The organism is Mesorhizobium onobrychidis (assembly GCF_024707545.1).
Classification (GTDB): Bacteria; Pseudomonadota; Alphaproteobacteria; order Rhizobiales; family Rhizobiaceae; genus Mesorhizobium; species Mesorhizobium onobrychidis.
This window is the reverse complement of sequence record NZ_CP062230.1, coordinates 110,739-126,183: the sequence shown is the minus strand read 5'-3', so window position 1 is coordinate 126,183 and position 15,445 is coordinate 110,739. Positions and strand designations below refer to the sequence as shown.

9 protein-coding genes and 1 pseudogene are annotated in these 15,445 nt (G+C 58.7%); 3 read left to right on the top strand and 7 right to left on the bottom strand.

From position 1 onward, the window contains the following. Positions 1 to 3 precede the first annotated feature (3 nt). Entirely contained in the window at positions 4 to 1,182 is a 1,179-nt protein-coding gene (locus tag IHQ72_RS36500; protein WP_258124149.1) for a transporter substrate-binding domain-containing protein, read from the top strand. 410 nt (positions 1,183 to 1,592) lie between these two features. Here the strand turns inward: IHQ72_RS36500 and IHQ72_RS36495 are convergent, their stop codons facing one another. From IHQ72_RS36495 to IHQ72_RS36465, 7 genes and pseudogenes are all read right to left on the bottom strand, one after another. Beyond that, a complete protein-coding gene (locus tag IHQ72_RS36495; protein WP_258124148.1) occupies positions 1,593 to 2,099 on the bottom strand; it encodes a hypothetical protein in 507 nt (168 codons plus the stop codon). Continuing rightward, on the bottom strand, positions 2,096 to 6,358 hold the full coding sequence (locus tag IHQ72_RS36490; RefSeq protein ID WP_258124147.1) for an NACHT domain-containing protein: 4,263 nt from the start codon (positions 6,356 to 6,358) through the stop codon (positions 2,096 to 2,098). Before IHQ72_RS36490 ends, IHQ72_RS36495 begins: the two co-directional genes overlap by 4 nt. A 638-nt stretch (positions 6,359 to 6,996) precedes the next feature. Further along, positions 6,997 to 8,001, bottom strand: a complete 1,005-nt coding sequence (locus IHQ72_RS36485) for a hypothetical protein (RefSeq protein WP_258124146.1) — start codon at positions 7,999 to 8,001, stop codon at positions 6,997 to 6,999. A 12-nt stretch (positions 8,002 to 8,013) separates the two neighbouring features. Then, entirely contained in the window at positions 8,014 to 10,128 is a 2,115-nt protein-coding gene (locus IHQ72_RS36480; RefSeq protein WP_258124145.1) for a trypsin-like peptidase domain-containing protein, read from the bottom strand. 693 nt (positions 10,129 to 10,821) lie between these two features. Further along, on the bottom strand, positions 10,822 to 11,229 hold the full coding sequence (locus IHQ72_RS37385) for a hypothetical protein (protein WP_374120431.1): 408 nt from the start codon (positions 11,227 to 11,229) through the stop codon (positions 10,822 to 10,824). Positions 11,230 to 11,285: 56 nt separating this feature from the next. After that, positions 11,286 to 11,856, bottom strand: a pseudogene (locus IHQ72_RS36470) (transposase); the annotation flags it as partial. 168 nt (positions 11,857 to 12,024) lie between these two features. Next, positions 12,025 to 13,098 carry a hypothetical protein gene (locus IHQ72_RS36465; protein ID WP_258124324.1) on the bottom strand — a complete coding sequence of 358 codons (1,074 nt, stop codon included), beginning with the start codon at positions 13,096 to 13,098 and terminating at the stop codon, positions 12,025 to 12,027. Between the two features lie 227 nt (positions 13,099 to 13,325). On the opposite strand from IHQ72_RS36465, the gene IHQ72_RS36460 reads away from it, so the two are divergent. Next, entirely contained in the window at positions 13,326 to 14,615 is a 1,290-nt protein-coding gene (locus tag IHQ72_RS36460) for a hypothetical protein (RefSeq protein ID WP_258124322.1), read from the top strand. An 18-nt stretch (positions 14,616 to 14,633) separates the two neighbouring features. Then, positions 14,634 to 15,443: a DUF4198 domain-containing protein gene (locus IHQ72_RS36455; protein ID WP_258124321.1), complete on the top strand. Its 810-nt coding sequence runs from the start codon at positions 14,634 to 14,636 to the stop codon at positions 15,441 to 15,443. The last annotated feature ends 2 nt before the right edge of the window (positions 15,444 to 15,445 follow it).

The window sequence follows — 15,445 nt, the reverse complement described above, 5'->3', positions numbered from 1 at the left end:
TCGATGCGCGTTTCGCTTCTCATCGTCGCAATGGTGCTCCTCGACGCGTTGATGCCAGGTGCGGCGCGCGCCGACCCCGCTCAGAAACCGGATGTCGTGATTGGCGCCCGGATAGATGCAAGACCTTTCGTCTGGAGGAATCCGGCAACCAAGGCCTATTCGGGATTCTTGCTGGACATCTGCACCAAATCGGTCGTGCGCGCCGGATTCCAGTTCACCGTGGTGGATGTCGATGCCGATAAACGGGTCGCTTTCTTACAAAGAGGAGAGGGCGACTATGATCTGCTTTGCGATCCGACCACGATAAACCTTGCAAGGATGGAGACCTTCACGGGCGATGGAGAAGTCGGGAAGTTGTCGTTTTCACCAATTGTGTTCGTCGCGAACGGGTCGTTCGTCGCCCAGAAACCAGAGCGGGAAAAAGAGACGGGAAAGACATTTCTGAAGGGCACATACAGGGTCGACGTTAAGAATAAGGCATTCGGCTGCAATGATCTGAAAAAAAAGCTCACACAAGGCACGGGACACCCAGCGGATTATGTCGACGCCACGATCGAGGATTCGCAGCTGAAACCATTCCTGACCCTGCGCCGGCCCGACCCGATCGACACGAAAATGTTCGCCGCCTACGGCTATGTTCGTGGCTCCACAATCGGCGAGCAGGTGCAGGAACTGGCCAAGCGCAGTGGTGAGGATGGACTGAAGATTTGTGAAGATGATTACGCATCGCACGACCTTGCGACGGACGCCTCCTGCAAGGGCCATCTGAAGATTTGTGCAGATGATTACGCATCGCACGACCTTGCGGCGGAAGCCTTTTGCAAGGGCCGCCTGGCGCGGTATTTCGGTGACCTGGATATCATCACCGCCTCGCTCGCCACGTATGAAAAGCGCCACAACGTTCGATGCGAGGCCGCTGCCGCGCCCGCCTCAGCCGGTACGACCTACGAGCCCTACGCACTCGTGGCATCGACGCGACGCTTTCCGGACTTTCCCGAACGCTTGGCGTATGCATTGTACGGAATGTTTCAAGACGGGACTATCGAGGGCCTGTTCAACGGTCATTTTCCAGGTGTACAGAAGTCCGACCATCTGAAGACGTTGTTTGCGATCAACAGCATCCCGACGGGTGCTGCAGCAATAAGCGCATCGGAGGATACTGAAATATCCGGACGTCGCTGATTGGCAGCCTGCCGGTCCTGCGAACGCGCAAGGCATGGTGTGAACGCGGAATTTCGTAGGCGCGGGCGTTGCGGAATGGTTGGGGGGAGGAGGCACGATGATCGACGATCGCCCGACGCCGAACGCCGCGATCGCAGGCGACCCGCTGTCCTCGCGGGCAGGGAATCCCCGAGTGCGCATGGCAGCGCTGCTACATGCGCCTCCTCAGAAACGCGATCAGCATCTGCCACGCAAGCAAGCCGACAAGCCTTGCGCAGCCCCGACGGGCGCTCCAAAGCAAATGTCAGCCTCTGATCCTGAAGCGGTCTTGGCTTCTGACAAACGGCGAACGTCGTATTTTGTGAAGCGCTTCAGATGCCGGCCTGTCTCAGTGGTGGCCGCGGTACAATCAGTCCGTTCAAGCAAGCCTCCTACCTCTTCCAATCGTCGAGAACCTTGAGCGTGCTCACAGATAGAACTGCGGCTCCCTCCAAGTCGGAATACACGGACTCGTGAGCCGAGAACGTAAACAGAATTGCGATTCCGTTTTTGACTGTCGCTAGATACCGTGTTCGGTAGCTTGGGATCTCTGATCCCTTGAGGGTTCCGTCGACCCAAATCGCGTCTCCGATCTGGACGTTTGCCGGAGCCTTGATCATGGCTCCTTGGCCAAGGGCGGCGGCTCGGCTTTCTAGGAATTGCTTGTAATCAGCAAGTCCATCACCGGGCCCGGGAACCTTCGCCGTTAGGATCATGACTGCAGAGACTGGCTGGCCCTGGACGTGCGGCGGATCACAAACGAACTCTGTCTCCTCTGTGTCGCACGCCCAGCCCGCCGGCAGGTCGAAGCGCAGATAGCTGTTTTGAAACTCGGTCGCTTCGACCGGATCAGACCCATTAAGAGCAAAAAGCAGCAAGGCTGCGGCGGAGCTCTTCATTGATCAAGGTGCTCCACTAGCATTGCAGTCTCTGCAAATGGCGGACGCCGCCAGAAGTCTTCCGTTACTCCCTTCCCACGCGCGTCCATGAATGCCGTGTAAAGATCGCGGGCCGAGACCACGCGCGCGCCGGCTCTCTTCAACAGTTGCGCGTCTGCTGGATCAAGGTCGGGCGGCCGGTCTTTTGGGTCTTGACCCACTCGCGCGTTGGTTACCACCAAAAGCGTAGTGTCGGCGGCCATCGTGCGCGACGCCAATACCTCTACGTGGAAACTCTTGATCGGCCCGATCTGGCCAAGTCCAACCACCCGCAAGGAGTCACCCGTCGGACCTCTCAGTACGCCTGTTGCAACACCGTCGGCACTCGTCTCCGCGGTGGCACCCACAGCGCAGAGAATTCCAATCGCGGCATCGCGGATAGCGCTAGCGTCTGCTGTCGCGAGAATTCGCGTCATCCCGCGAGCGTTGGAGATGGCGTCTCGCTGCGTGTTTAGCTCGCAGCTCAGTTCCTGCCGGCGGGCGGCTAGGTCGAATAGCTTGCGATCGGCTTCGCGGGCCTCGGGCAGATCATAAGAAAGCATCCACTCAGCATCTTGCGCGAAGATCCTTTGACGCCAGCTGTATTCGCGCACGAAGCTGTCACTAACCCGATGATCCTCGATCTCAGCTGCACGCGTAATGAGTAGCTCCCGCAATTCCTCCGCCTCGCTGGGCGGCAGGGCTCGCGCAAGGTAGGGAAACACCCCTGAAAACCTTGCCTCCTCCGCATATTTAGTTCGCGTCTCCTGGTCGATCGCCAAGAATGCGAAGTGTGTAAAGAAATCGCGGATACGATCGTGGCGGAAACGCACTTCCTGGGAGGCGACCGCTCCGGCCTCATCAGCGTCCGTACGGACGAGCGCGAGTTTCCCTGCTATGAGAGCGACAACTTCCGGTTGGAACGGAAGTCTTTGGAGGTTTTCTTGATCCTGGAGCCTTTGGTCAAGCAGCGCCGAAGAAAAAGCGGCCGTCCGAAACATCACGCCAGTCTCGGCAAGCCGCCTGGAGATACCTTCGAACTGCTGTGCTTCCAGCGCGAACAAATCGGGCGTACGGCCGTCGCCGAGCAGAATAGCGACGGACGTCAAGTCCATTGGGTTCGAGAGAATTTCGTCGAACGCTCTGCGTTCGACGTCATCTTGCGAAGCTGAGTTGACTTGTTGGAGGAAGTCGGTGGCGATTTTCTCGAACAGATCGCCCCGTATCAGGGCTCCCTCAGCAAGTACGGCCTCGCGTGAAAGAAGGAATGCCCGGACCGAATCAGCGCCGAGCGGTACGATCGAAAAGCGGTCGATCGTACCAAATCCGCGGAGAGGGATTTGACTTGCTACCAAGATATTCGCGTATGGATATCGCGATAGAAATCCAGTGATGAGGTCTTGGGTTGTCAAATCAACTTCGTTGTATCCATCGATGTACACATATATTCTTCCAGAGTATATCATAGATCTTAGAAGGTCTTGTTCCTTACCAAGTCCACTCATTCGTTGCTCGATCTCGGTCTCGACACCTTGCCGGCATTGGTCTGCTCTCAGATAGACTATGACATCGCGGCCCTCACGGGCGCGCTCAGCAAGTGAAAACCGAAGGAAACTGGACTTTCCGAGCCCCGATTTGCCGAGCAGTAGTACGCGTCCACGATGGCGGTAGAGCGCCTCAAGGATAGGCATTTCTTTGTCAGCGGCTTGGCTATGGCGGCTCGTGACGGTCTGGCGATGCCGGACCCGGCTGTCCTTGAAGTATGAGAGCCGGTCCAATTGAGTAAGGTTTTCGGCGACGATGTCGCCGAGCAGAGCTACCTTGAACGGCGCGAACAATTGCCGCCTCGCAAAGCCGACATGAAGCAAGACGAGGTCGATGTAACCGAGGCCGAGCAGCTTTCGAACGAATGGGTTCCAGAAGACGACAGCCTGGATCCACGGCGACCGCGGGTATGTGGTCAGCAGTACGACCCAAAGGGCGAGGTGAGCCATCAGTCCGGCCGGAACGGCCGCAATAGCCACGACGATCCACTGCTTCCTGAGTTCGGATGCGATCGACTGGGATTCGTTTGGTGCAGTAATCGCGAGTTGGTCGCGCCAGTATGCAAGAGTTTGCATGGACGACGCCTGGTAGGGCAGATCGCGAACGGCGCCGCTCACGATCTGCCCGAGTTTTGTGATGACGTCGGTACTTAGCGCGCTCCGAAATGCTTCGTCCTCCCAAAGGGTCCTGATCCCTTCCAAAAGCACCGCCGCGTCTTCGGGAGCGCCGCCACCCCACCCTTTGGCGAGCCGTGCCGTTGCCGATCTCGGTTCACTCAAGAGCAGGACGCAAGCTAAGATAGCATCTCGCTTTTTGGCATCGGAAGTGGGCAGCGCGTTAAAGGCAGGTACCAATGTCTGTGGAGTGGCCGCTGGTGCCTCGGCAAGCACAAGACAGGGTTCCCCCGGCTTCGTGCGCCAATGATCTTCGCCTATGGCATCGGCGTAGCCAGTGGCAAACACCTGATCATAGCGGACCAGCGATCGCAAGAGGATGAGGGCGCCCGCTGATAAGTTCGGGCGAGTGCGGACGTCGCCCATAAGTTCGGCATCGGGGACGAGCAGACCTTTTAGTTTGTAGGCCTCGTCGTAGCTCCTCGCGAGTAGGATCAACGCCGGACGGGCGATCGCTGCGTTCGAATCGGACAAAGCGCTGATGAAGGCTTCAAGGTCAGATTCCGAACGTCCCGCCAATGCAAGGAGGGCAGTGCTTCGAAGTGGAATGCTCATCGTCGTGTCGGCAGCTAGGTGCGCCGCCGTTTCAAACGCAGTCGATGGAGCGCCTTTGGCGGTCATAAGTGCGCGCAAATCGGCGACTGTCACAGTTCGGGCCGGCGGCCAAGAGAAGGCCTTCGTCCAGTAGCCCAGCTTTTCGAGGCCTATCGCTGAAGGCACAACTCCAAGGTCAAGGAGGCGCTCGGCGCCGGCACTGTCTCCAGCCGCCAGGCGGGCCTCAAGCAAATCAGAAATAGATTGCGACACAAACGGGAGCCGAAGCGGCGCATTTGCGAGCTGCCCCGGTCCGTCTCTATCAGTGACGGCCATCACCAAGCTTCTCAACTCGCCTCCCGCGACTGCGACCAGCGCCTTGTCAACCTCGGACGAGATGTCGTCACGGCAGGAGGACCGCTTTGACAGGAGATCCCACAACATTTCGAACCGTGCGCCGCGTGGTGTTGACTGCCGGCTCAACAGCGATAACCGCCAACGAAGGTCGGCGCACTCGAGCTCATCACCCGGAGAAGACGAAAGCTTGATCGTCGCGCTCCACCCGTCGAGCGTCGCTGCCTGTGCGAGGCCCGCCGCCTCGATAAAGTGGTCTATGCTGGCAAGATCCCATGTCTCTAGAGCTGTGGTCTGCTGAATATCGTCATAGAGCTGCGCCCAACGCTGCGGCTCGTTGGACTTCAGTTGATCCAAGGCCGCCATCCGAGAGCCGGCATCACCCTCGCTGAGAAGTATGCCGAGATCTTCACCCGAGAGCGGCTGTCCTAGACGAGCCAGAACCGAGCGGGCAACCTGCTTGCGGTTCGCCGAACCATCTCCTTGAACGTCTTGCGCAGAGAGCCAGCCGCGAAGCCTAGAAACCTCATCTCCAAGAGAGTCCCATTTTCTGATTAGAAGTCTCGAGGTCTCATCGCGAGCCTGATTGCCGAGCTGGCCGTCTTCAAGGGCTGCCAACAAAGCAACTGCCACAGGCTCAGGAAGTGGCTGCATGAATTCCGCGCTCGGCATTAACGCGATGACGTCGATCTCACTTCTCGCTGCCAGCGCGGACTGCAGGGATAGCAGGTAGTCCCTCCAAAGGAGGTCTCGCAGTCCACTTTGATTTATGGCGACGGAATTCCGGAGCCTATCCACCTGTGCTGCGTTTCCCGCGGCGAAGATCTTTTCGAGGTCGCCAGATTTTCGGAGCCGCGAGACTGCAGCGTCGACGAAAGCTTTCGGTGCGCCGTCAAGCAGTTCAATCGCCGCGATGGACCCGTCTACATCAGCCGGGTCCATCTGAGCGAGCCAACGCCCAACAAGGATGTCGACTCGTTCGGCTGCCAGATGACTATGGAGCCTAGGTAGCGTTAGCTGCTCGGCGCTACGGGGTAAAGATTCTTCGCTAGACCACGCAATGGTGAAGACGCAGTTCATCACAATGACGCCACTTGCGACCGCCCCTAATACTGCCTGACCAACCTTTTGCATCGAGAACGCCCTGAGCTGCTACGTAGTTTGCTGCGAGAAGCGACTCAATACAACGGCCTAATATTGGCGTCGGATCTGAAGTAGCTCTGAGCTTCGATTGAGTCGCGGGGTCGCACATGAGGCCGCACAGTCGTGGGGGACCACGATCGAGAGGTCGAAAGAACGAAAGGTCAGCCAACCGCACCCGCAATTCTCATCTTGGCTATATGGCAGGCCGATTTTTAGCGTCTGCTATTTGCGTGGAATGGACCATCGATTGTGAGCTATATGTCCGTCAACGGCGGATTCCCGCCCTGTACATGTCTTTTCACGATGTCGCCGCAGAATCTACAGTGAGGGCTTTGCAGGCCCAGGCGAGGGCAGGGCACCTTCGTCTTCATGGACGCCAGTCGCTCGTCCGCGAGCTCGTAGGAGCAAGCTCACCGGGTTACCAGTGGCCTCTGCGGCTACTTCGATGCGGGGTGGAGGCCCACTGACTGAACGACAGCTAACTGTGCGGTGATCGCGCGAAGTCGCACGATCACCGCACAATTCTGATCGAACAAGTCGAGCTGTCGATTGTCCGGCATGTCGGACAACCATTCATTGTAGCATAGCCGGCGTTTATGTAAGGTGAGCCCGCTTCGGCATGATGTCCTCTAAATCACCTTGTTGATCGCATTCTTGAAGCGCTTGCCGATTTTCTTGAAACCAGCCGACGTCCCATGAATCTCATCCGCCCAGTCTGCGGTCTTGAGCGCTCCGCGGACATCCACCACATGGACATTCGTCGTTGAGCTTTTGCCGGCTACGCTACCGAGCATGTCGTAGAGAGCGTCTATCAGCAGGCGGATGATCTCGCGCTGCAGCGTCGGGTCGGTTATGCCTTTCTTCTTCATCGGGCCGCCAAGCCATTCGTCCTGCTTCGCATAAATCGGATTACGGCTGTCGCCCGGAAATCCGCCGGGGATTGCGTAGTCGTAGCCGTGGACCAGTATTGGCAAATTGGCAAACGCATTGTCCAACCGGATTGTCGAGACGACTTTCTTGTAGTCCTTTTCCAATGCGGACAGGATGCTGGCGAGCTGAGCGTTGTCTATATGCCAGGCCGCATCCTTCCCCGCCTTGAACGGTTTCAGAAGCCGCCCCAAGACCGGTTTGCCAAGAAGGTCCTCGCCGATCACGTCATTTCCGGCTGCGGAGAATAGAAAGCCCGCCACCTTGTTTGGTTTCTGCTGAACAAGCGCCTGCATGTATTCGGGACTGCGGTTCACCATGTTGTCGGATGTGTCGCCCGCAGCGTCCAAACTCCAGATCAGAAAGTCAGGCTCAAGCTGGTCGATGACGTCGTCGATGAGAAAGGGAAACTGGAACCATGAGTCACCTTCGGAGACAAGGACTGGCTTCTTTTCACCGTTTGCGATGCGGCTTTCAAAACGGGCATGCCGGCGCCACCGGCATATCGCGTTACCCCACCGAATGGCACTCTCGACGTCGAAGTCGCCCTCTGGCGTCATTTCGACCTTGGCCGGGTCGGGAACGATCATCGGGTCGAAAGGTCCGCTCTCCTTCGGCCTTGCGGTAAGATACTCAGCTATCTTGGCGTCTGGCACATCCGGGTCCATCAGCATTGCCTTGAACTCGGCGTAGCTTAGTTTCTTCATCGGTCCATCCCCTCATTGCGGCCGGGTCGTTGGCGATCGCCGTCTTTGCCCCCTCCGGGTCCGTTGCGCCTTCTCGGATATGAGCATCGCGTCGATGATTGCGTCTAGGTCCGCCGCTTCAGTCGCGCCTGCGGGCCGCGCGGCTTTTGCCAGCGACAGCCGCATGGCTACCGGCCGATGGTCAGAGACACTCCTGATAAAATCCGACATGCTGCGCTCCTTCGCGATGATGAAGTAGTCGGTCGCCCCCACCGTCTGCTTCATGCCTGGCGAAAGGAAGATGTTGTCGATCGCCGATTTAGGAGCCTTCAGATACGTGAATGCGCCATCCTGCTCATCCTGTGCACCAAGTATGGTGAAGCCGGCCTGCTCGATAGTGGCAAAGTCGCCGGATGCGAGCGGCGCGTTCATGTCACCGCCGAGAATGACGTCGAGCCCATACTCGCGGCTGATTTCCTCGACCGCCCGCGCCATGATCCGCGAGGCAAGCCGTCGCCGCAGGCTGCCTTCGTCCATCGCCTTCAAGTGCAGTGGGACCGCGAAAAAGCTATAGGCCGGTAAGTCGCCTGAGGTCCGGAACCGGAAGAGACCAGGGCGACGATCGAATATCTTACCATGAACAGCTTCGACGCCCACACCCGGATCGTCACTGCGTTGGCGCAGCAAAGGTTCTATGCTGGCAGGCCAATTTATACTCTCGCCAAAGAGCGCGGACTTTTTCCAGATCATCGCGGTGGACTGCTTGCCCTGCGGCGCGTCCGGTTCCGAAAAGGCGCAATCGTAACGGTCTCCGTAGATATGCTCGATTCTCGATACCAAAGCTTCGACCCCCGCCGGCGAGATCTCTGAAAGCCCCCAAGCATCGAGATTGAGATCGGCGATGACGCGGGCGGCTCCGTTGAGCTTCTTCTCGTCAGTCCATTTGGTCGCAAGCCATTCGATGTTCCAGAAGCCGATATCGATATCTTGATCTGTTCCCCGATAGGTGTCGACCACAGCTTCCGGTCCAGTCGCTCCAGACGCAATCTCTCGACCGATGCCGCCAAAGTAGCCCGACATCGTGTCCGAGCCCTTGACCTGCCGCAATATGGTCTCGGCAAAGGAAGCATCCGCACCGCCCGAGCGCATCCTGTTCTCGAGATCGATTGCGATGGCCGCGATCTTGATTCCCTCGTTGACGACATCGGACTGGCCACCATCTGGTAGATCAACAGCCTGTCGGCGGCTCGCATGGTGCAAGGCGATCAACCGCCCGCGATGATCGAAGACGGGTGCGCCGGAGGAGCCACCCATTGTGTCCGACGAATAGTGGATAATCGTCGTCTTGATGCCGAGGATGTCGGTGTCGTCCAGACTGACTTCCTTCGGCCGACCGTCGGGATGGTGAACCACGAATGCTTGAGCACCTTCCTCGACAGTAAAAGAAGATCGCTCCATCGGAATGGCGCCGAACGTGGCCTGCGCTGCGTCTTCTATCCACACAAAAGTGTAATCAAGTCCGCCTTGGGTAGGACTTGTCACGAAAAGGCGGTCGGGATCGAGCGCAAAAATCTGCGTTGCTTGTGGTGGTGCGCCATTGCCTAGGAGAAGGTTTTCTGGCGTAATTTCGTAGTTGAATTCGATCTTTGCGGCCACCGCCACGTCGAGCGAGTTCAGGACATGATGGTTGGTCAGGAAAAGATTGGGTCCGACCAAAAACCCCGTGCCGCTCCATTGACCGCGCTCGCCCTTATAGTCCGTACCCTGCGTCGACACGATCGCAACCGCCCGTCGACGATCGCCGAGAACGTGCAGCAGCGCCGCAGGAGAAGTGAGATACCTACCGACGGCCGTCTCGAGAACGAGCTCGGTCTCCATCGATCCGGTCCAGCCGCGCAGCATACGAGTTGGATCGTCTACCCCTCCTTTGGTTCCGACATCTGAGAATGGTGGGGCCAAAGGATCGACATCTTCGACAAATGGTATGTCGGTCAAAGCGTGAGGTCGTTGAAGAGGGGACGACGTTGCAGTGTCCGTCAACGTAGCGGCGGCCCTCGCGATCGCAGGGATACTAGTATCGGCTTGGTACCCGAGCTGGGAAAGCACTTCCGAAACGATGCGCGCGATTTGTTCCTGGTCGCCGTTCACGATTTCATCCCCCCGGATCTCGATGTCGTCGGCCGAACGTTCTGCTTGCCTTACACAAGCGATAATTACCCAAGCACGAAATCTGAGTAGAATCTACTGCCGAAAGATTATCGCACCACGCAATAGCTGCTCTCCTTGCACGTAGACATACGCAGATTTCACCGAGTCCGCCCATTCTCAGGAACACCCGGAGCCAAGTCGAACAAGTGGCAATGGCTAGCCCGAAGCCTGGGCGGCGACGCGAACACTGGATCGTGCGTCGTAGCTTTTCACCTGCGCGAGCCGCTGGAAACAAGCGATGCCGGTGGACGACAATCCCTCCCTCGATCGCGGAACTCGGATCCTTAGACGTGCGAAAAGAAAATAGCGTGAGAAACCGATGGGCAGCGGATTGTCGCCGATGTCCATTTTTCCGGGGGTTGAACGCCTGGATCGTCTCGGTTTGCGTTTGTGAAATGACGGGATACCACGTTTAAGGGGGTGCTCGACCGGAACGCAAACATGTCTCATGAGAAGTGACGGTGCCGATGTCGCCCCCGTATGCCACCATGGCGAGGACCCTCTAGCGGTGCCTCGCCATCGCGTCGCGGACAGCGTAGGTTTCAGTGACCAAAATATGCGTAGTGGGGCAGGTGGCAGATATCAAAACTAGAAACGCTGAAGGACGAGCTCAGCGCATTGCTGACTCTGGGATCAACTGACTTTCAAAGTATTGTTCGTCTCTCCGCGGTTATAGCAAGACATGAGCCAGATGTTGTCCGCTTCACCAGGGACGCTGCTATGGTTCGACGTCTCGGTCGTGGGCTCGTGGCCAAGCAGGAGACTGCGTTGGCCGAGCTCGTCGAGAGCGCCTACGACGCGGGTGCTCCGCTCTGCGACGTTACCCTTGCCACTGCCAATCGTTGGCGGATCGTCCAATACGGACGCGAGACCCCGCCAGCGTCGAACCAGCCGTTGCGCAAAACTGTCGACGGTCATGCATTCGGTCTTGCCGCGAAGTCCCTCGATGCCCCGCAGCTTTTCATTCAGTCGTCGGCGCGCGCCATGCATGAAGGTCAATGCCAAAACCCGCTGGCCGTCGTGCAAAGGTGTCTCCAGCAATGCAGCTCTCAAAGCCCCAATCAATCGATGGGTCTTGCCGCAGCCCGCGGGCCCTTCAAAGCCCGCTTGCGGCCGCCACGCTTGCGGACGGTGAGCCGTTCCTCGCGGTAGAGGCGGTAGCTCTTCTTCCAGTTCACCTCGACGCCCTCACGCTTCAGCAGGATGTGCAGGCGGCGATAGCCGAAGCGCCGGCGTTCGCTCGCAAGTTCGCGCAATCTCGTGCGCAGCCCGGCATCGTCCGGCCGCGTCGATCGATAGCGGTAGACACGCGGATCAATGCCCACCAGACCGCACGCGCGGCGCTGGGAATAACCCTTCTCTTCCATGGCCCAGCTCAAGGCATTCCTCCTCGAGCCGGGCGTCAGAAGTTTTTTCCGAGCATCTCGCGCAGCGTCGACACGTCCATCATCGACTCCGCCAGAAGCTTCTTCAGCTTCGCATTCTCTTCCTCAAGCGCCCTCAGCCGTTTGGCCTCCGACACCTCCATGCCCCATACTTCTTGCGCCACGTATAGAACGTCGCATCCGAGATACCGTGCTTGCGGCACAGATCAGGCGCGGACAACCCCGCCTGATGCTCCTTCAGGATGCCGATCATCTGTTCTTCCGTGAACCTGGATCGTTTCATTGCCCGTCTCCTCTTTCAGAGAACAGGCTAACCTCAAAGCGAGGACTTTCCAGGGGAGCAGGTCACCCGGCTGATCCCTGCTCAGGCTACTAGCCGCATTTACCGGTACAGCTTCCTGGGACCACGGACACTTCGTCTCCGCGGTCTTCCTTCGATAACTAGTTGCCATCAACGCACCTTCTTCCGATTTAGTCGTGTAGCCGTAGCCGGGTCGTTTTTATCGTCACGCCAAGTCGGGTGCGGAAAATGGATGACGAAGTCGCCGTTGTAGGAGGCAACGGCCTCGTCGAATGCGAGCGTTCCGATTTTGCGCCAGTTCCTGAACACACGCCTTTCGCGGATCGCAATGCCGTGCGTTTCGCCGTCATCCGTCACTTCGATGTCGAACGTCAGCGTTCTCTTGGGGGCGGGATCTCCGGCGTTGTAGATCTGCGCCATGATCTCGTCGCGGAAGTCCAGATCCTCGCCGGCAATCCGCGGCTGCTGCTGGTCAACGCGCAGCCGCATGAAGGTCGGCGCACGCGTCGGCTCTCCCGCCGGCTTGCCGAGCTCGGCGATTGGATAGAGCTGGCGGATGCTGGGCTTGCGGTCGACGATGCCGAACAGGATGCCGGTAATCACCAGGACCGGTGTGCCGAGGCCGCGCCGCCAGACCGTTGTGTTGGGCGCATTGAGAAGCTCGGCATCGTTGATGTGGTCACTCCAGTCGCCGCCTATGTCCTGTTGCGTGATGAAGCTGGCGGTGCGCACGGGATTGGTATGCTCGCGATCCAGCGTCGAAAACAGCTTTCCTACCATCGAGAGCGAGCGCGCCCGGCCGCGCTTGGTCTCGGTGCAGCATGTGGAGTAGCGGGCGATGGTGAGCGCCCGGCTGCCCTCCCGGAAATAACCAGAATACTCCGTTTTTGCCGAGATGTTCCAGATGCCTGTCAGGCAAATGCCGTTCGGGTGGAGCAGGCGCCGGTAGCCTTTGCGGTCCGGTCCCCAGCGCAGGTCTGCCGAAGAGTCTATGGCACGTGCGCTTGCCTCGCGAAACGCATAGGGCAATCCGAACGGCAATATGCCCTTGAGCACGCTGCCAAGCGTCACTGCGTAGGTCGGTATCGGCAGGTTGCCGGGCTTGCCCCACACCTCCTGGTACGGGTTTGCGAACAACGCCTCCCGCGTCACCGCGAAACGCGAGCCTACATAGGCTGCGTCCTCGGTCGAGAAGGCTTCATTGAAAGGCGCTGCTTTGCTCATCGACTTCCCCCTGCGGGACAAGAACCTCCCGGAAACCGGTCCGATCGCTCGTCATCATGACGCCACGACGATCCATCCCGCCTTTCTACACGTTATCCTGTTCTCGTCTTGCCTGAAATATTTGGAATACGCCACCAATCAGCTTCCCCTCTCCTAAGTCCGAGTGTTAAGGTGCAATATTAGTTGCAACCAATGCCAAGTAGTCTCGGTCGTCAGGGGGAAGACTGATGCGACGCCACCTTGCTCATTTTTTGAGCGGTTCTTTGTTTGCCACCGAGCGCCGCCGTCGTTCCGTCAGCGCCGAACGCGCCGGGCGAGGCATTTTCTGGAAGCTTCTGGCGCTCAGCGTGATCTCCGTCGCCACGGGCGTCGAGCTTTCGGCTACCCGAGCCTCCGATCACGCCGACCCGATTGAACTGGTCTACCCCAACGCAAATGTAACGGACCTGTTTTTCTTCCCGCAGGGCGATCGGATGATCATCGTCTTCGACGTGCGACGTGCCTTGCGTGATCCCGGGCCCTATCAACCCGACCCGTTCGAATACCAGATCAACATAGACTACGACACGCCGGTCATCTTCGACAACGAGGCGGAACGCGCCCGCTACGGCGGCACTATCCCGCAGCCCGAGGGCATCGTTGCGACGGCAACAATAAAATTGCGCCTCACCGACCTCGAGAAACCGGACGACAAGGACCCGGGATTGTTGAAAGTGAACGCGACCTATGAGGGATTGAAGGACACTGATAAGATCAACGTCTATGCTGGCGTGCGGGACGATCCATTCATCTTCCCGCGTTTCTTCAAGAAGAACACCATCGCAATGGTGATTAGCGTGCCGATGACGTCTTTTCCGGCGGGAAAGCAGGATTTTATCCTGTGGGGCACCGCCTCGAAGGATGGCGAGCTCATAGACTATGTCGGACGCTCCTTGCGCACGCAAATCCCGCGTTTTGGCTTCCTCAATCCGATTCACCCCAGCGAGCATGTCAAGGCGCTGATGGAGCAAAAGAAATTCACGAGCCGCATCCGCGATTTCTTCTTCAACAAGCGGGAGGGATGGTCGAAGGGAATCGCGGAACTCATCCAGGTCACGTTCCAGATCCGGGACTACGATCTGGTGCCGGACGTGATGATCTATTCCAGCCGCTTCCCGGCCGGTTATCCGAACGGGCGCCTGCTAAATGACGACGTCGTCGCCAAGACCTGCGCCACGGGCGACTGCCTGCTGATGGAACTCTCTTTCATCGAGGTCGACAAAAACTTGTGGCCGCGCGCCACGGCCAACGACGACGAAAAGCTGATCTCCGATCAATGGCCGTTCCTTGCCGAGAAGTGGGAGGACGAGCAGCCAAAGCCGCAAGCAGCCGCAAGCATCTGGCCCTATATCATCGGCGCCGTGATCCTGCTTGCGATCGTGTTCTGGGGCGTGGGCGAGATCATCCGGCGGCTGCTGATAAGGCTGTGGCTTCTACTTCGGCGGAAACCTGTCGCGCCTGCCGCGGCTCCGGCTTAGCGCCGACGCGTCGGCCTCATGTTATCCATCGGCCACTGGGGCTGGCGTGGGCTGTTCGCCGTCGCCCTGCTGTGCCCGAACCCTGCCTGCGCCCATGACTTCTGGATCGAGCCTTCGACCTTCCAGCCATTGCCGGGCATGACCATCTCGGTGGCGCTGCGTGTCGGGCAGGATTTCATCGGCGATCCGGTGCCCTATATGTCGAACGCGATCGACGCTTTCTTCGTGCGACAGGATGGCGAGGATGAGACGCTCTCCGGTTCGGAGGGCCTCGAACCGGCCGCCTTCCTGCGGGCGTCGGGCAATGCGACCGCTATCGTCGCCTACAGCAGCGCCGGTTCCACTGTCGAGCTGCCCGCCGGTCGATTCAAAGCCTATCTCGAGCAATATGGCCTGGACGAGACCATCTCCGAGCGGAGGCTGCGCGAGGAAGATGCCAAGCCGGCGCGGGAATGTTTCTATCGCTACGCCAAGGCGCTGCTGAGTGGCACCGCACCGTCGCCGTCGGTCACCCAACTCCTGCCCTTTGCCTACGAGATCGTCCCCGACCGAGATCCAACTACTGGTTTCGGCGTATTTCGCGGGCATATCTTCTATGACGGAGAGCCACTCGCCGACGCACGGGTTGAGGCGCTCCACAGGCAAGATCCGTCCGTGCGATTGTCCGTTCGCAGCGACGCGCAGGGCGGCTTCTCCCTGACGCTGCCGCAGGCCGGCGTTTGGTTGGTCAAGTCGGTCCACATGGTGCGGGCCGGCTTTTTTTCCGACTGCGATTGGGAGAGTTCATGGGCATCGCTGACATTCGAAATGCCCGAAGAGCGGCCCTAGCG

Bases quoted from the DNA above. Each gene is read 5' to 3' on its own strand.
- IHQ72_RS36500 (WP_258124149.1), top strand. From the start codon at position 4: ATGCGCGTTTCGCTTCTCATCGTCGCAATGGTGCTCCTCGACGCGTTG.
- IHQ72_RS36495 (WP_258124148.1), bottom strand. From the start codon at position 2,099: ATGAAGAGCTCCGCCGCAGCCTTGCTGCTTTTTGCTCTTAATGGGTCT.
- IHQ72_RS36490 (WP_258124147.1), bottom strand. From the start codon at position 6,358: ATGCAAAAGGTTGGTCAGGCAGTATTAGGGGCGGTCGCAAGTGGCGTC.
- IHQ72_RS36485 (WP_258124146.1), bottom strand. From the start codon at position 8,001: ATGAAGAAACTAAGCTACGCCGAGTTCAAGGCAATGCTGATGGACCCG.
- IHQ72_RS36465 (WP_258124324.1), bottom strand. From the start codon at position 13,098: ATGAGCAAAGCAGCGCCTTTCAATGAAGCCTTCTCGACCGAGGACGCA.
- IHQ72_RS36460 (WP_258124322.1), top strand. From the start codon at position 13,326: ATGCGACGCCACCTTGCTCATTTTTTGAGCGGTTCTTTGTTTGCCACC.
- IHQ72_RS36455 (WP_258124321.1), top strand. From the start codon at position 14,634: ATGTTATCCATCGGCCACTGGGGCTGGCGTGGGCTGTTCGCCGTCGCC.